General features: G+C 51.7%; 11 protein-coding genes. 6 read left to right on the top strand and 5 right to left on the bottom strand.

The genetic code is table 11. The features are described from left to right. Positions 1 to 7 precede the first annotated feature (7 nt). Entirely contained in the window at positions 8 to 547 is a 540-nt protein-coding gene (gene rfbC, locus CFLAV_RS15380) for a dTDP-4-dehydrorhamnose 3,5-epimerase (protein WP_040548998.1), read from the top strand. Positions 548 to 559: 12 nt separating this feature from the next. Next, positions 560 to 1,450, top strand: coding sequence for an SDR family oxidoreductase (locus tag CFLAV_RS15375; protein WP_007415685.1), 891 nt, complete (start codon positions 560 to 562; stop codon positions 1,448 to 1,450). Here the strand turns inward: CFLAV_RS15375 and CFLAV_RS15370 are convergent. Beyond that, positions 1,447 to 2,511 carry a glycosyltransferase family 2 protein gene (locus CFLAV_RS15370; RefSeq protein WP_007415684.1) on the bottom strand — a complete coding sequence of 355 codons (1,065 nt, stop codon included), beginning with the start codon at positions 2,509 to 2,511 and terminating at the stop codon, positions 1,447 to 1,449. The genes CFLAV_RS15375 and CFLAV_RS15370 overlap by 4 nt on opposite strands. Positions 2,512 to 2,516: 5 nt before the next feature. Then, positions 2,517 to 3,629, bottom strand: coding sequence for a glycosyltransferase family 4 protein (locus tag CFLAV_RS15365; protein WP_202796905.1), 1,113 nt, complete (start codon positions 3,627 to 3,629; stop codon positions 2,517 to 2,519). Positions 3,630 to 3,852: 223 nt separating this feature from the next. Here CFLAV_RS15365 and CFLAV_RS15360 point away from each other — a divergent pair, with 223 nt between their 5' ends. After that, on the top strand, positions 3,853 to 4,554 hold the full coding sequence (locus CFLAV_RS15360) for a class I SAM-dependent methyltransferase (RefSeq protein WP_040548994.1): 702 nt from the start codon (positions 3,853 to 3,855) through the stop codon (positions 4,552 to 4,554). A gap of 92 nt (positions 4,555 to 4,646) precedes the next feature. Here the strand turns inward: CFLAV_RS15360 and rfaE2 are convergent, their stop codons facing one another. After that, positions 4,647 to 5,132 carry a D-glycero-beta-D-manno-heptose 1-phosphate adenylyltransferase gene (gene rfaE2, locus CFLAV_RS15355; RefSeq protein WP_040548965.1) on the bottom strand — a complete coding sequence of 162 codons (486 nt, stop codon included), beginning with the start codon at positions 5,130 to 5,132 and terminating at the stop codon, positions 4,647 to 4,649. A gap of 210 nt (positions 5,133 to 5,342) precedes the next feature. Here rfaE2 and CFLAV_RS15350 point away from each other — a divergent pair, with 210 nt between their 5' ends. Further along, complete coding sequence (locus CFLAV_RS15350; RefSeq protein WP_007415680.1) at positions 5,343 to 11,321, top strand: beta strand repeat-containing protein; 5,979 nt, start codon at positions 5,343 to 5,345, stop codon at positions 11,319 to 11,321. A 62-nt stretch (positions 11,322 to 11,383) separates the two neighbouring features. Further along, complete coding sequence (locus tag CFLAV_RS15345; protein ID WP_150107443.1) at positions 11,384 to 12,859, top strand: hypothetical protein; 1,476 nt, start codon at positions 11,384 to 11,386, stop codon at positions 12,857 to 12,859. A gap of 123 nt (positions 12,860 to 12,982) precedes the next feature. Here CFLAV_RS15345 and ubiE read toward each other — a convergent pair whose 3' ends face one another. Beyond that, on the bottom strand, positions 12,983 to 13,705 hold the full coding sequence (gene ubiE / locus CFLAV_RS15340; protein ID WP_040548992.1) for a bifunctional demethylmenaquinone methyltransferase/2-methoxy-6-polyprenyl-1,4-benzoquinol methylase UbiE: 723 nt from the start codon (positions 13,703 to 13,705) through the stop codon (positions 12,983 to 12,985). A 227-nt stretch (positions 13,706 to 13,932) separates the two neighbouring features. Here ubiE and CFLAV_RS15335 point away from each other — a divergent pair, with 227 nt between their 5' ends. Next, positions 13,933 to 14,478 (top strand): response regulator, encoded by a 546-nt coding sequence (locus CFLAV_RS15335; protein WP_007415677.1) that lies wholly within the window; start codon positions 13,933 to 13,935, stop codon positions 14,476 to 14,478. Here CFLAV_RS15335 and CFLAV_RS34160 read toward each other — a convergent pair. After that, entirely contained in the window at positions 14,475 to 16,127 is a 1,653-nt protein-coding gene (locus tag CFLAV_RS34160) for a TIGR04283 family arsenosugar biosynthesis glycosyltransferase (RefSeq protein WP_007415676.1), read from the bottom strand. The two genes, CFLAV_RS15335 and CFLAV_RS34160, sit on opposite strands and share 4 nt — an antisense overlap. Positions 16,128 to 16,326: the final 199 nt, after the last annotated feature.

The following is a 16,326-nucleotide window of genomic DNA, read 5'->3' as shown; positions in this document are numbered from 1 at the left end:
GTCAGCCATGATCCAGCTTTTAGAGACAGAGTTAACCAGTGTATTTGTCTTGAAGCCGCGCGTTTTTGAGGATCAACGCGGCAGCTTTGTTAAAACCTACAACGAGAATCTCTTTGAGGAACTTGGAATTCCATTCAAGCCAAGGGAGGAATTCTTTTCCGTGTCGCATAAGAATGTGGTTCGAGGCATGCACTTCCAGTTGGTGGGAGCCGCGCATGACAAGCTGGTTTATTGTCCGCTTGGCAAAGTGTTGGATGTGGTTGTGGACTTGAGAAAATGGTCTAAAAACTACGGCAAGACGATGTCCCGTGAACTGAGCGGGAGCAACCGGGAAATGCTGTTTATTCCAGTCGGTTTCGCCCATGGTTTTCTCGCGTTGGAGGACAACACCATGATGGTTTATCAGACGAGCACGGTGCATTCGCCACAGCATGATGCAGGATTTCTTTGGAACTCCTTCGGCTTCGATTGGCCGGTGCAAAATCCTATTCTTTCTGATCGTGATAAGGCGTTTCCGGCATTAAAAGATTTTCAATCACCATTCTAGTCGAACCTCAGCATGAAAGTATTAGTCATTGGCGGCTCCGGTTTGGTTGGCTCCCACGTTTTAAAAGCAGCGCTGGCAGCCGGTCATCAAGCGATCGGCACCTACCGCAGGTCCCCGCTATCGGGTTTGGTCCCTTTGGACGCCGGTGATGCCGCAGCAGCCGGGAAGTTATTGGATCAGGAAAAGCCGGATGCTGTGGTCCATGCTGCGGGTTGGACCTGGGTGGATGGTTGCGAGGATGATCCCAAACGGGCCTTCGCCGAGAATGCTGAGCAACCGGCAAACCTCGCCCGCCTCTGCCAGAAGCGCGGAATCCATTTCACTTACTTTTCAACGAGCTACATTTTTGATGGCCTTGATGGTCCCTACGACGAAGATGCCAAGCCAAATCCCATCAATGTTTACTCCCAATCCAAGTGGGAAGGGGAGCAACGAGTGCAACAGGAAACCGATGGGACTGCGCTGCTTCCACGCATCATTTGCGTCTACGGCGCGGAAGTGCAAAAAAAGAATTTTGCCTATCAAGTTTGGAATGCTTTGCGCGAAGGCAAAGCCTTGACCCTGCCATCCGACCAATGCGGCAATCCCACTTATGCCGGCGACATCGCCAGATGGTTGATTACCTTGCTCGAGAAACGCGAGCGCGGTCCCTGGCATCTCGGCGGACCGTGGCCAACGTGCACGCGACCGGAATGGGCTGAAAAATTAATCGCTGCATTCAAAGCCGAAGGAATCATTTCCCACCCAAACTTTGCTGTGAAAACGTTGCCCACGGCAGATTTGCGGCAGAAGGCGCTGCGTCCATTGAGGGCGGGAATGATTTCAATGAAAGCGTTTGGAGGCGAGTTCGAGTCTACAGAGTTCAACCAAACAATTCGTGAACTGGTGGCAAACTCTATTTAGCGCGCGGTCACTTTCGGCAACCCATAACGGCGGAGTCGTTGTAACTCGTAGAAGCGATTCCAGCGCCAGGATAAAAAACGCAGCATTTGAAAATCACTGCGTTTCCGAAAACCATTAATCTCACGTCGGCGCGCGGCGATGTAGTCTCGAAGCCGCCAACAGTCTGCCAGGGCAGAAAAGAAAGAGCGCCGAACAAAGGACCAGCGTCGGGTCAAGAGCAATAACACCATGGCCTCAAGGGTCAGTAACATGACCTGCAATGGAACCAGCAGCAGCAAGAGGTTATGAGCATTTTTCAGAAGCAAAATCAAATTGTTCCGTGTGGCATAAAACCTCTTTGTATCACTCGTCCTAAACTCAACCACTTCGCCTCCTCCCTGGGGATTCACGTGTGCCATCCCCCGATGATGCAGGCGTGCCGGGGTGACCGCGAGCACGGATCGCCCAGCGATCCAAACCCGCCAGGAGAGATCGTATTCATCCGCAAACATGAAAAACTCGGAGTCAAACTGGCCGACACCGTAAAACAAATTCCTTTCGATCAGATACGAACACCCTTCCGCCATCAATACTTCGCGGGTATCGGCATGGTAGAAACGGGCGCTTGGCAGACCGAAGATATCAAAACCGGCGGCACCCAAAGCCTGAAATGTATTATCCTCATAATCCAGGACCAGTGGCATGGAAGCGCCAGCCTGATGTTTTTCTGTTTCGCACAGAAGAATTTCCAGGCAATCCGGTTCCAGCCAGGTATCGTTGTTCAAAAAGAAAATGTACTTGCCGGTAGCCAGTTTCGCGCCGCGATTGTTGCCTTCGCAGAAACCAAGGTTGGAACCATTTTGTAGAAAATGGCCGTTAGGCCAATCCTTCAACAGTTTTTCTGCCAATGCGTCCGAGCCATCGGAGGAAAGATTGTCAGCAACGATGACTTCAATCTGTGAAAAGATGGTCTGTTTTTGAAGTGACGCCAGGCATCGCTGCAACCATTTCGCTCCGTTGTAATTCAGAATCACAACACTGATGCGCGGTTGTTTGGATTCAATGGAATTGGTGGTTTCCATGAAGTTCAGGTCGCTTTTTTGAGGGGGGAGGGACGCGACTTTCGCGCCTGCTCTTCCAGCCAATCACAAGCCCGAGGCAAGACTTTATCCCAGGCAAAAGTTTTGGAACGTTCCCAGGCATTCCAACGGTAGTTCGCGTATTTGTCGGGGTCCCTGGAGATTTCCACCAGACACCTGGCAAGAGTTTCCGGACTTTCAGCAGGGGCAATCCTCCCGGTGACACCATCTATGGTGGAATCAACCAGGCCGCCCACGGGATAGACCACTGCCGGAGTGCCCATGGCATTGGCTTCAATCACGTTCAAGCCCCAGCCTTCTCGAATGGAGGTATGGATGAGAAAATGTGCCTGCTGCAAAGCGGTATTCTTATCGGCATCACTTAGTGGGCCGGTGAAGGCGATCGCATGATCAAGCTCGAGTTCTTCAGAAAGTTGTTTGAGTTTCCCGGCAACTTCTCCTCCACCTACGACGGTCAATTGAGATGGCACACCAGCGGCCAGAAGGTGTTTCAGAGCGCGAATGGCATGATCAACCCGCTTGTTGGGGGCCAACCGACAAACGGTTATGAGCCGAAGTGGAAGGGCTAATGGTTTGTCCTGCAGTGTCGGGAGAGCAACAGTGTCGACCCCGTTTGGAAAAACCTGAACGCTCTTTACTCCATGATCCAATAAGGCTTTCCTGGTTGATTCGGAAGGAGTCCAAAAAGGAATGTTGCGATAGCATCGATGAGTCCAGGCTTCCTGCCACCGTCCGAGGGTGCTGATTGGCCACGGATAAAACGCATTCCAAATGGGACCGAGAACTTCGTGTATGTATGCGATGCAATTGGTTTTGCACCACCATGGAGCATACCAGGGAATGCCGTGGTGTTGATCAATGACCAGATCAAAGGGTTTCTGTTGCCGGTACCACTTGATCGCGGCCAGAACTGACGATCCCAAGCCACCTCCACGAACAATCCGGATGCCGTCGATGGTGTCCTCCCGCTTAGAGCCGGGGAAATTGTTTGCAAACCAGAAAGCCTCGTGGCCTCGCCCAATCAGGGCGGAAAGATAGGCCTTGGAAACCCGTTCAGCCCCACCGGACTTCGGGTTGTGCGGATCTCTCCAGTTCAACATTAAAAAACGCATTAGTTTAAGAGGCTGAGCTTATGGCATTTTTGTGCGGAAATGAAACTAAAAACACGCGGTTGGAAACAATCTCAAAATGAAGGATCGAACATTATTACCCGAAGAGCGCAGCCTTTATTTCTGGCTGGTTAATTCTAAGGCAGATTGAATATTAACAGGATAACCTTGCGAAATGGCGAAAATCCGGTCAGTTTCAAGATTGCTGCACATTATGATATTGCACAAATTGGTGGCCCACCACCTTAAACACAAAGACGACGCTTATTTCTATTTACTGCAGGCGCAGGATGCGATTCGGTGGCTGGAGCAGTCGGGAGTGGCATTGGGGAAAGGGACGCGGGTATTGGATCTTGGGTGCGGCCACGGAGTATTCGGATCCGAACTGGTAAAAAAAGGATGCCAGGTCACTTTTGCGGACGAGGAGAACTATCTGCTTCCGGAACTCGCTGGAGCCCCTTTTCGTCAAATCAATATCGATAAGGAGGATGTTTCCAAGCTCGGTAGCTATGATCTCGTTATTTGTTCCAATGTATTGGAACATCTGGCCAAGCCAGTGGACTTTATCAATGCCGTAAAAAACATTTTAACTCCTTCCGGGGTGTTGTACCTGAGTTGGACAAACTGGCTCTCAATTTGGGGTGGGCATGAGTTTTCGCCGTTTCATTATTTGGGGAGAAATCGTGGGCATCTAATCTATGACAAAGTGGTGGGCGGCAAGCGCAAGCATACACCTTATGTGAATTTATTTCCCACATATATTGGTGAAATTCTTGGGATTATTCGGCGGAATCCAAATCTGCGCGTGGTGAAGATTGCCCCGCGTTATTATACGGAGTTCTCATTTTTGATGCACATACCGGTGGTGCGGGAATTCCTGGCATGGAATTGTGCCTTGCTCATCGGAAAAAAGTAACGTCGTGCAGGCCGGACAACTTTCACGCAAAATCCTCCACAACCTGACCCGGATGAAAAACAACCGTTCATCCAATGCAGGCCCGCACTTTGCTACAACCTGGTAATCTTCTGCAAGAGCGACGTGGTGGATTTTCCCGGCACAAAAGGAATAATTACAATCCTGCCTCCGGCGTTTTCAACGGTGCGTCGTTCCTCCTGGTTCAAGGTTTCCAACGTGTAATCACCACCCTTGACATAAATGTCAGGTTGGGTGGCAGTCAAAAACCTCGTGGCGTCGCGGTCCTCGAAAATGCAAACTCCGTCGACACTTTCCAAAGCAGCCAGGACAGCAGCGCGGTCGCCCTCGATGTTTACGGGACGATTCGGCCCTTTGAGCTCGCGCACCGCAGAATCTCCGTTGACACCAATTAACAAGGCATCCCCAAGATTTCTGGCGGTCTCAAGGTAGGTCACATGCCCTAGGTGTAGCAGGTCGAAGCAGCCATTGGTGACCACCAGTTTTTGGTTGCGAGCACGCATGGCGGCCCGCCAGGCGGGCAGGTTTTCCCAGGAAATAATTTTTTCGCGAAAATTCACAACGCTTTAATTATTGTGAATGAAATGCTGGAGTGTTGGCAACGAGAGAATTGAACCGCACCTCAGACAAATTTCCAGATTGTTGGTATGCAAAGTGCTTCGAGGTGGTGCTGGTATGGTTACTAAAGTAGTTGACAGGTTTTAGTCGGTTTGGCTTAGTTGATGGGGTTGGGGAATTCATAGCGAAGCATTAAATCAAGGAAGGCCCATATGTTTAAAAAAGGATATCAGAAAATTAAGCCGAAAGTTTTTTTTCTTTCCGCATGGTTGGTTTGCGCGATTGGACTGCAGTTTTCCGTCCACGGGCAGAGCAATGCGCCCACAACCTTAATCAACATCGATTTTAACTCCGGTACCAGCAGCGCCGAGGTTGGGTTTGCCGCAACCGGCCAGACCTCCGGGGATTTCTGGAATTTAATCAGTCCTACTCCCAATGGGGCGGCCGCCAACCTCCTTTATGCAGACAAGAGCGTTTCAGGGGCCGGCATTTCGGTGACCAATGCGCCGGGTGCGTATGGCAACGGGGTGGTGGCCGATCTTATGTACCAAGGCTATGTGTATCCTTACGATGGAGGAAGCATTGGCATTGGTGTGACTAATCTGGCCGTCGGCAATTATGATATTTATGTTTATGGTCACGGACCGGCAAATGAAGGAAACAGCACCTATACCCTTGGAGCGGATAATGCCAGCCAAGGAAGTTTGACCACTGCGGGTCCAGGCTGGAACTCGGCGGTCTGGCAGGAGGGAGTGCAGTATGTGGTTTTTCGCGGTGTGCAAATCACCAATTCCGCCCAAAATATTTCTCTGGTGGTATCGCCCGCTGCATCAACCTACGCTGTCATCTCTGGAATTCAGATTGCCAGCAGCACTCCAGTTGGCCCAACGGCCCCGGTGATAGCGAGTCAGCCTGTGAGCCAAACTGTGTTTGCAGGAGCGAATGTAACATTCGGTGTAATCGCGACCGGCACGTCTCCTTTTGGTTATCAATGGAGCTTTAATGGAACGAATCTCTCCAGTGCAACAAATTCAACTCTGACCTTGTTAAATGTTCAAGCAACTGATGCGGGCAATTATGCGGTGAGTGTTAGCAATTCCGTCGGCTCGCTCGTTAGTTCGAATGCCGTTTTGACAATCAACCAACCCGTTGCGCCAACCATCACGACTCAGCCGCATAGCCTGACGGTTCCAGTAGGTGCAAGTGCAACCTTCACCGTTGCTGCCACCGGCACGGCACCCCTGACCTATCAATGGCGCTTGAATGGCTCAAACCTGTTTGGAGCTACCAGGACATCAATCTCTATGGGCGCGCAAGCCACGAATGCGGGTAATTATTCAGTGATGGTGGCGAATTCCGTGGGGAGTGTGTTAAGCACCAATGCGCTTCTGACTGTAACTGGCGCGGCCCCTTCCATAACGGCTCAACCTCAGAACAGAAGTGTTGGAGTTGGCGCGGCAGTCAGCTTTGCGGTATCGGCCACGGGCAGTCCAACATTGTTTTACCAATGGAAATTTAATGGGGGAAATCTTGCCGGTGCCACGCGAAGCATCTTGACGCTGAGCAATGTCCAGACGACCAATGCCGGGACATATGCAGTCGTCGTAACCAATGCTTTCGGACTTGCGACAAGCACCAACGCGCTTTTGACCGTAACGAGTGCGCCTCCCGTTGCTCCGACTATCGTGAGCCAACCGCAAAGCTTAATAGTGACTGCGGGTCAAACCGCGAATTTCGGTGTTTCAGTATCTGGAACTGCACCGATCAGCTATCAATGGAATTTTAATGGCAGCAATATTGTGGGGGCGACCAGGATTTCATTAAGTCTCTCCAATGCCCAACCTGTCAACGCAGGTATTTATGCAGTGATTGTCAGCAACACCGCCGGAAGCGTAACCAGTTCAAATGCGGCGCTTACCGTAACAATCGACCCTCCAGTGATCGTCAGTCAACCGGTCAGCCAGACTGTGATGGAAGGGGCGAACGTGGCGTTCAGCGTCACGGCCACTGGCAACCAGCCTTTGACTTATCAGTGGAATTTTAATGGAACTGAAATTGCTGGCGCAACTGGATCCACACTGGCGCTAAATAACGTGCAACCGGCCAATGCCGGCAATTATTACGTTACTCTAAGTAACCCGGCTGGAGTTACGAACAGTGTGACTGCTTTGCTGACGGTGAATGTGCCGCAGCCCCCAACTCCCGGGCTGAACCTGATCGATGTGGACTTTAATGCTGGAACCGCGAGCGCTGAGGTGGGCTTCGCAGCGATCGGTCAGACGACCAATGATTACTGGAACCTGTACAGCCGTGATGACGGCCACGGCGGCTATCTTGCTTTTGGTGGAGTTGGCAACTTGAAATTTGCTGATGGCAGTCTGTCAGGCGCTGGTCTGACTGTGGCGAATGCGCCTGGAGCGTGGGGAAATGGGGCTTCCGATGCAATGTATCAGGGGTATCTCTATCCCTTTGATGGAGGCAATATCGTCGTAAATGTAACCAATTTGGATGCTGGTAACTATGAGATTTATCTGTATGGACATGGCGCGGCGGATAATCAGAACAGCACTTATTCTCTTAGCGTGGGCGGAGCCAGCTATGGCAGTCAGACAACCGCGCAAAGCGGCTGGAACAGTGCAGCCTGGCAGGAGGGAGTGCAGTACGTGGTTTTCCACAATGTGGCGGTGACCAATGCAGGAGCGGCGGTGCAGGTGATCGTTTCGCCGGAGGCTTCCAGTTATGCAGTTATCGCGGGCATGCAAATCGCCCTGACCACTGCTCCGACACCGGCGGCACCTGTGATTGTTGGCCAACCACAGAGCAAAGTAGTGCCCGCAGGTGGCAGCGTCGCCTTCAACGTCCTGGCGAGCGGCAGCAGCCCCGTGAGTTACCAATGGGCCTTTAATGGGAATAATATCATTGGTGCTACTGACGTTATTCTGAACTTGAGTAACGTGCAGGCAGGCGATGCTGGGAACTATTCCGTAACCGTCAGCAATGCTTTAGGAAGTGCGATCAGCTCCAACGCGAGCCTTACCGTAACCGCACCGGTGGCCGTTTCACAGCTTATCGATGTGGACTTCGATGCCGGAACTGCCAGCGCCAAGACTGGCTTTGCGGCAACGGGCTTGAGTGCAGGCGACTTCTGGAACCTTTATAGTCGCGACGATGGGCACGGAGGCTATAAATCATTTGGCGGATTGGGGAACCTGAGATTTGCGGACGGTTCGATTTCCCAGGCTGGATTAACAATCGCCAATGCGCCAGGGGCGTGGGGCAACGGGGTGGCCGATGGTATGTATCAGGGATATCTTTATCCCTTTGATGGTGGCAACATCGTCCTAAATGTGACCAATCTGGATGCGGGCACCTACGATATTTACGTCTATGGTCACGCTCCGGGGAACGATGGCAACAGCACCTATACATTAAGTTTGGACGGCACTTCTTTTGGCAGCCAAACAACGGCGCTTTCCGGTTGGAATAGCACGACCTGGCAGGAAGGCGCGCAGTATGTGGTGTTCAGAGGCGTTACCATTGCAAACAACGGCTCAGTTGTGAAAGTTGTAGTATCTCCGCAGGCTTCGAGTTATGCGGTTATTGCTGGAATGCAGATCGCCCAGGTGAGCGCGCCGACACCCTCCGCACCGAACATTGTAACACAACCAACCAGTCAGGCCGTGATGACTGGGGCTGATGTCGTTTTCAGCGTCGGAGTGAAGGGGACGTCTCCGCTCAGTTTCCAATGGCATTACAATGGGAGCAATATAGTGGGAGCGACCAGCGCCTCGCTGGCATTGAATCATGTGCAGTTAAGCAGCGCAGGCAACTACTCGGTTACGGTGGCTAATGCCCTGGGCTCGGTGGACAGCTCGAATGCAGTACTGACAGTAACTCCATTCAATCATGCGCCGGTGGCAAATTCACAAACCTTTGTCCTGAACGAAAACGCTTCGACAGCAATCAATTTAACCGCCACAGACGCGGATGGTGATCCGTTGGCTTATACCCTGGTCAGCACGACCGCCCATGGAACATTGAGCGGCACGATTCCTAACTTCACCTATTTGCCCGGCAGCAATTATGCCGGGGCCGACAGCCTGAGTTTCAAAGTGAATGATGGACAGGTTGATTCGGCCATTGCGACAGTCAGCATCATCGTGCGGCAGGACGGATCGAAGCCTTTGATCAATGTCGATTTCGATGCGGGAACCGCCAGCGCCAAGGTAGGCGTTGCTGCAACCGGCCAAAGTGCAAACGACTTCTGGAATTTGTATAGTCGCGACGATGGCCATGGTGGATACCTGGCTCTGGGTGGCCTGAAGAACCTTAAACTGGCCGATGGTTCCATCTCGGTTGCCGGTTTAACAATAGCCAATGCACCAGGTGCATGGGGCAACGGCAGTTCTGACCCAATGTATCAAGGATACCTCTATCCGTTCAATGGCGGGAACATTACCGTTACGCTGACGAATTTGGATTTGGGCATTTACGATATTTATCTTTACGGGCACGGGCCTGCAAACGATGGCAACAGCACTTATCAATTAAATGTGGCTGGAACCAGCTACGGCAGTCTGACCACCGCACAGGCGGGATGGAATTCTGTGAATTGGCAGGAAGGTGTGCAATATGTTGTCTTCCGGGGAGTGACGATCGCAAATGGCGGACAGGCGGCGACGATAACTGTTCTGCCAGGAGCCAGTGGTTACGCCATTCTTGCTGGCATGCAGATCGCAAGTTCCACAGCAGCCACGAATCCTCCAGTGAATCACACGCCGGTGGCGAACGATCAGACGGTTACCTTGGCCGCCAACGGTTCAGCGTCCATTACTGTCACTGGTTCCGATGTTGATGGCGATGAGTTGACCTACAGCCTGGTCAGTCTCCCAAGCCATGGGACTTTGACGGGAATCACTCCGCACCTCACATATCAACCGACCGCCGGCTATAGCGGATCCGATAGCTTCACTTTCAAAGTGAATGACGGCCACACGAATTCAGCTGCGGGAACAGTGAGCCTGAATGTTTTGGAAATGAGCGCCGGAGGTTTGATCGATGTTGATTTCGGCGCTGGCACAAGTACTGGCGAATCCGGGTTTGCTGCCATCGGCCAGACAACGAACGATTTCTGGAACTTTTATTCGCGTGATGACGGGCAGGGAGGGTGGTTAACTTTCGGAACACTCGGAAGCCTGAAATTTGTCGATGGAACCTTGTCTGGTGCAGGCATGACCGTAGTTAATGCCCCTGGCTACTGGGCCAACGGTTCGTCAGACTCGATGTATAACGGCTACATCTATCCGCTGGATGGTGGCAGCGCCTCGGTGATTATCACCAATCTCGCAACAGGTCAGTACGACTTCTATGTCTATGGATTGGATACCAGCTACCAGTTGAATGTGGATGCGAACAATTATGGCAGCAAATCCACAGCCAATGCTGCGATTGTGAATCCGGTCAATTGGCAGGAGGGCGTGCAGTATGTCGTATTCAAGGACGTAGCTATTACCAATGCCGCGCAAGGGGTGACACTTACCATTCGTGCCGGAGTCAATGGTTATGCCCTGCTATCCGGTCTCCAGATTGTGCAGACCTCCACCAATTCGGTCCAGGTTCCTCCGACCACAACCGATACCAATGCGCCGACCGCGAGGATTGCAGCATCCCCGGTTATTCCATCGATCAGGTCAACCAATCAGTTTGTGATTTCTGCAAATGGATCAAATGCCACGGTTATTCTGGATGGTTCGTTGTCATCGGATCCGACCAATGCGCTGCTGACGTATACTTGGAGTGAAAGTACGAATGCACCGTTTGCGACTGGAGCGCTCATTACCAATTCATTTGATTTGGGTGTCCAGGTAATCACATTGACGGTCAATAATGGGACCTCGACTGGAAAAATCAGTATTGCGGTCGAGGTGCTCGATAAATACGAAGGCTTATTCGAGCTTGAGTTGGAGGTTCTGGACTCCGGGCTGACTCTGAATGAGAAGCGACCGTTGTTTGAAACTTTAAGCCAGGTCTATCCGCCTCCCACGCCCGGGCAGTCAACCGGATACGATGTAAACCAGTTGGTTCTCTTCCAGGACAAGGTGCGCAGCAGTGTTGCTCCGATCAATCCTGCCCTGGCGGATCACTTTATAACCTTTGCACAGCGACTTATTGACGCTGCCAATGCTTCTTAATGACCGAGAAAGCCTGTTTCGAGTTGGGAACCAAACTGTGCTTCAGACAACCAGGCTGGCAAATGCCAGCCTGGTTTTCCGCTCGTTATCCTGCGATTTTTTTTCTGCTGGCGGTCCTTATCAGCTGTTCGACAGTCGTGTTTGCTGCAACAGCTCCACCGAATGACACTTGCACGGGGGCTGAGGTGATTCCATCTGCAGGCCCTTTTCCCTATCTTTCAGGAGTCGCGGCAGATGTTTCCGGCGCGACGACAGTTGGTGACCCACCTTCACCAGCCTGCATTTCCGGCAGTATATCGCGAAGTGTTTGGTACCAGTTTACTCCGTCAGCCACGAAATTATATACGATTTCCACCGGCAGTGACACGGCGACGACAGTGGTTGATACGGTCATGGCTATCTATACGTCCGCCAGCAATTGTGGAGGTCCTTTCGCCCTGGTGGCTTGTAATGATGATTCCGGTGGTTTGGCCGCGGCCATTTCAAAAACTCTCAATGCTGGAACGACTTATTATCTTGTTGTTTGGATATCAGGTTCGGTGGCTCCATCAGCGGGTAAAACTGCCGTGCAACTTCGGGTTTCCCAACCGGTAGTTCCAGCAAACGATACTTGTGCAGGCGCGGAGATCATTCCTGGAAATGGTCCTTTTCCTTATTTGACGAGTGTGGCCGATACAACCCTGGCTACAACCGCGGGTGATCCGCCTGCACCGTCGTGTAACACTAATTTTTCCCGTAGCGTGTGGTATCGTTTCACTCCGAATGCGTCAGCGGTTTACGAGCTTTCGACGTGCGCGGATACAGCGACAACTATCTACGATACTCTCATGGCTGTTTATACCTCTCCCAGTGGCTGCAGTGGACCCTATACATTTGTGGTTTGCAACGATAATGCCTGTGGGACGCGAGCTGTCATCACCGCCACTTTGAGTGCAGGTGTGACTTATTATATCGTCATTTGGGAGGCGGGAAATGATCCTTACACGCCTGGAGAAACCTCTGTTCAAATGCGTGTTTCGGGATATTTTCCCCCTGCCATTGTCACGACAGCTGCCACAAGTATCACGTCGACTGGGGCGGTGTTGAACGCTGTGGTTAATCCCAATCATGTTTTAACATCAGGCTGGTTTGAATGGGGAACGACCACCAACTTCGGTAATATCACACCCGTGCAAAGTTTGGGTAACGGAAGCTCGAATTTCCAGATGGGCGCTTCCATAGCTGGTATCCAGTCCGCCAAAACCTATTATTTTCGCGGCATGGCAACCAACAATCTTGGAATTAGCCAGGGTACGAATCGTACCTTCACGCGAAGCATCACGTTGCCGCAATTCACCCTGGCTGCCCATCTGACGAATGGAGCGTTTCATTCGCAGTTTTCCGGCAACGCCGGGCAGAGCTATCTCATTCAAGGATCAACCAACCTGGTCAACTGGCCTGTACTGGGAAATGCCACGGAGCTTGGTGGAGGACTATTCCAGTTTGATGAATCGAATCCTACAAATCTTCTTCGTTTCTATCGGGTTTTTTCACCTTAGTGAGTGGTTGATTTTTTGTAATCGGGCACAGCTGTATTTCCATGAAAGAAAGTTTTTTCCTGAAGAGGATGTGAATTGTGCTCCAGGCGAACTAAGAAAAGTGTGTGAAGTCAGCCCGGGTTCTCACGCAGCCTTTTCGGCGTAATTGATGCTCATCGTGCCACCCATGAGATTGATGATGCGAACGTCGGTGAGTTGCAGGTTTGTCATTTTGGCGGCGACGCCTCTTTGTGCGGCGTAGTGCTTCAGAGACTCGAGAATGTAGCCATGAGTATCAGCATCTCCGCACAATACCTTGCCCATGACTGGCACAAAGAATTTGAGGTAGGTGAAATAAAGAGATCGCCAGACAGCATTGTCCGGTTTGCCAAAGTCCAGCACCAACAATCGCCCGCCTGGTTTGGCGACGCGCTTCATTTCGCGCAAACCCAGATCCAAATCCGCCAGGTTGCGAAGTCCATAGCTGATTGTGACCACATCAAAGCTGCCATCCGGAAATGGAATGTTTTGAGCGTCGCCGTTCAGAAAGCGGACGGAAGGTTTGGGATTCTGGCTTTGGGTTCTTTGGCGGGCCACTTTCAACATGGGTTCGCTAAAATCCAAGCCTACGGCTTCCATGCCTGTTGCAGCGAGGGCAAAGGTGACGTCACCTGTCCCGCAGCAGAGATCCAAGGCCCGTTCTCCCGGCCTGCCGTGAGCCAAATTCAGAAGACGCTGTTTCCAAAAACGGTGCAATCCGAAGCTTTGAAGATCATTAATCAGGTCATAATGCGGAGCAATGGTCGCGAACAAGGCGTTTACCTTGGCGGCTCGTTCCTTGCCTGAATCGTAAAATTTATTTGTCACGTCGGTCTTGAGGCTAGCATTGAACCAATGAAAAAGCCAAGCTGGCACGATTTCGGCTAGGATAAGCAACAGTCATTGTGTAAGACAGGCTGATAGTACGGAAATTATATTGAAAGACAGGCTGATATCGAAAAAATGGTTGATGGATCGACAAAACGGCATGAAACCAAGCCAGTCGAGTGTCTGGAAATGATACAACGTCGGTGGCAACACAATAAAATACAAACATGAAACTGTTTGGAAAATGGAAAAAAGAAGAGCCTCTTGCCGAGGCGAAACCGTTTTCGGCCACCGATAATCCTGAACTCAGTGCCAGCCCCAAGGATGCGATTGGTTCGGGCAGGAAAATCCTCGTGGTGGATGATAACTCTGTAGTGCTTAAAGCCTTTGAATTAAAATTAAAGGCCGGCGGCTTCCAAGTTTTGACGGCGACGGACGGCTCAGCGGCTGTCAGTTGTGCACGACAAGCCAAGCCCGATATTATCGTGTTGGATATCAATTTTCCACCAGATGTGGGCAGCTCGGGATTGCAGTGGAACGGATTTAACATTCTGCAGTGGCTGCGGCGTTTTGAAGAAATAGGCAGGATTCCCGTGATTATCATCACTTCAAATCAAGCAGAAACATTTAAGGAGAAGGCTCTCGAGGCCGGTGCCATTGCCTTCTTTCAGAAGCCGATCAATTACGAGGAGTTCATGGTAGCGGTGCGCCGTGCCATCGGACAGGCCAGCGTTACGGGCACAAGTGCGATGCCACCGTCGCTTCCAAGCTAAGGCTGTTCGTACAATTTACGCAGTTCCTGTGGCGAAGCGCCCAACCGGTATCGCCAGGTTACCCGCCACATCAACAGATAGGTTCGAATCACTCCGCGCCTGGTGAAGCGTCTGGCAGAAGTAAGCACGGTGCTTTCGGCCAGGGCAATTCTACCTACCCTTCGCAAACGCCGACAAAGTTCAAACTCTTCCATGAGCGGCATGTCGGGCACACCTCCAACGGACTCCAGAGTTTCCCGCCGGAAGAACATTGTTTGATCTCCCAAAATGCGACGGCCAAGATAAAGTCGAATGGCGCATTTAAGACGGGAACCGAGCAGCAAAGCAGGCGCAGCACGAAATTGCTTCCAAAATCCACCGCCTGCCACGTGCACATCTCGAAGGCAGGAAATTGCAGCCCTGCCGGCATTTGCGGAAAGCCAGGTATCCGCATGCAAGAGTAAAACTATGTCGCCACTGGCCTGTGCCGCGCCGAGACGCATCTGTCCCCCCCGGCCTGGAGCACATTGCATTACTTTACAGCCTAAGGCCGCAGCCACTTCGCGGGTCCCATCCTTGCTGCCGCCATCAACCACAATAATTTCTGATACCTCGGGAATGGCTCGCGCGTGATGGATGGTTTCAGGCAGGCATTGGGCTTCGTTGTAGGTCGGAATGATGACGGAGATCGTCCTGGGCAAAGGCCGGCTTTTGGTTTGAAACTGACGTTCCTTCCACAACACCATTCCACCCACGGCAGCCCACGCCAGCCGGCCAACGAGAGTGAGGAGGGAAGCCGCAACGGCGTCGGCAGGTGAAATTCCATAAAGACCGAGAAGGCTCAACGCAGCACCTTCGCGGAAACCCAGGCCAGCCACGGTAAAGGGAACGGCACTAATGATGCAGATGATGGGAAAGGTCCAAAGCAACTGCCCCCACGGTATCTCTGTATGGCTGACAGCTTGCAAGCTGAGCGCCAGTGAACCTGCCAGGCCCACTTGAACCAGGAAACCGCAGGCCACTCCCTGCAGCACAATGCTTTTGGAAACCATCATTTGAGCCAGGCTGAATCGCAATGCTTGCAGCCACTTTGCTACTCCCGGTATACGTCCGAACTTCATGAACAACGCCACGGCCAAACCAATCAGGACCAGGGTGATTAATATCCATGCAGTCGAAATATGGAGGGAGCTGGTATTTAACTGAAAGAAGGCGCCGTTCCACGCGGCCAGGCTGAAAGAAAGTATTATAAAAATTATTAAACCTCCAAAACCGAGCAAACGATCCAATGGGGCTGCCGCGAGAATCTCCGGGAGGGGTAGCTGGTACCAGCTTGCATAGAGGGCGGATTTGGCCAGGTCGCCACCGGCTACTCCAAAAAGTAACGTATAGAAAAAATGTCCAATAAGAGACATGGTGAAGGTGGCGCCAAAATGAACCGCGTTGCCGGTCAACCGCAACATCAGGTGCCATCTCCAGGCGCTGGGAGGAAAAACAATTCCGTAGAACGCGATGGAGACGAGCAACCAACCGGGATGGGCGTGGTGGAACGTGCGCACCAAATCCGACATGTCGACGTGACGAAAGACAAAGAAAATGGCGGCACAAGCAGTTACCGCTGATCCAAGCTTGAACCAAAGAGGTGCTCTTTTTCGCGTCGGTTCGTCCATTCAGGCTTAGTATAATTTTATTTCAGCAAACACCAAGGCGTGAGTTCAGCAACCACGCTTTACCAACCTCAAGTTGGAAAGCCGAGCATGCCCAAAAACAGCCGCAAACACTATGGGTAAAATTTCGGATTTCAGAAGGGTAATACCCCATGGCTCCGCGGAGATAGTGTTGTATTTTGCAAATTAGGAAAGGATACCA

Source organism: Pedosphaera parvula Ellin514 (assembly GCF_000172555.1).
Taxonomy (GTDB): Bacteria; Verrucomicrobiota; Verrucomicrobiia; order Limisphaerales; family Pedosphaeraceae; genus Pedosphaera.
The sequence above is the reverse complement of the archived record's forward strand: the minus strand, read 5'-3'. Positions and strand labels throughout refer to the sequence as shown.

Excerpts from the sequence above, each read along its gene's own strand:
- CFLAV_RS15350 (WP_007415680.1), top strand. The coding sequence starts at position 5,343 with ATGTTTAAAAAAGGATATCAGAAAATTAAGCCGAAAGTTTTTTTTCTT.
- CFLAV_RS15365 (WP_202796905.1), bottom strand. The coding sequence starts at position 3,629 with ATGTTGAACTGGAGAGATCCGCACAACCCGAAGTCCGGTGGGGCTGAA.
- rfbC (WP_040548998.1), top strand. The coding sequence starts at position 8 with ATGATCCAGCTTTTAGAGACAGAGTTAACCAGTGTATTTGTCTTGAAG.
- CFLAV_RS15345 (WP_150107443.1), top strand. The coding sequence starts at position 11,384 with ATGCCAGCCTGGTTTTCCGCTCGTTATCCTGCGATTTTTTTTCTGCTG.
- CFLAV_RS34160 (WP_007415676.1), bottom strand. The coding sequence starts at position 16,127 with ATGGACGAACCGACGCGAAAAAGAGCACCTCTTTGGTTCAAGCTTGGA.
- CFLAV_RS15360 (WP_040548994.1), top strand. The coding sequence starts at position 3,853 with ATGATATTGCACAAATTGGTGGCCCACCACCTTAAACACAAAGACGAC.
- CFLAV_RS15375 (WP_007415685.1), top strand. The coding sequence starts at position 560 with ATGAAAGTATTAGTCATTGGCGGCTCCGGTTTGGTTGGCTCCCACGTT.
- CFLAV_RS15335 (WP_007415677.1), top strand. The coding sequence starts at position 13,933 with ATGAAACTGTTTGGAAAATGGAAAAAAGAAGAGCCTCTTGCCGAGGCG.
- CFLAV_RS15370 (WP_007415684.1), bottom strand. The coding sequence starts at position 2,511 with ATGGAAACCACCAATTCCATTGAATCCAAACAACCGCGCATCAGTGTT.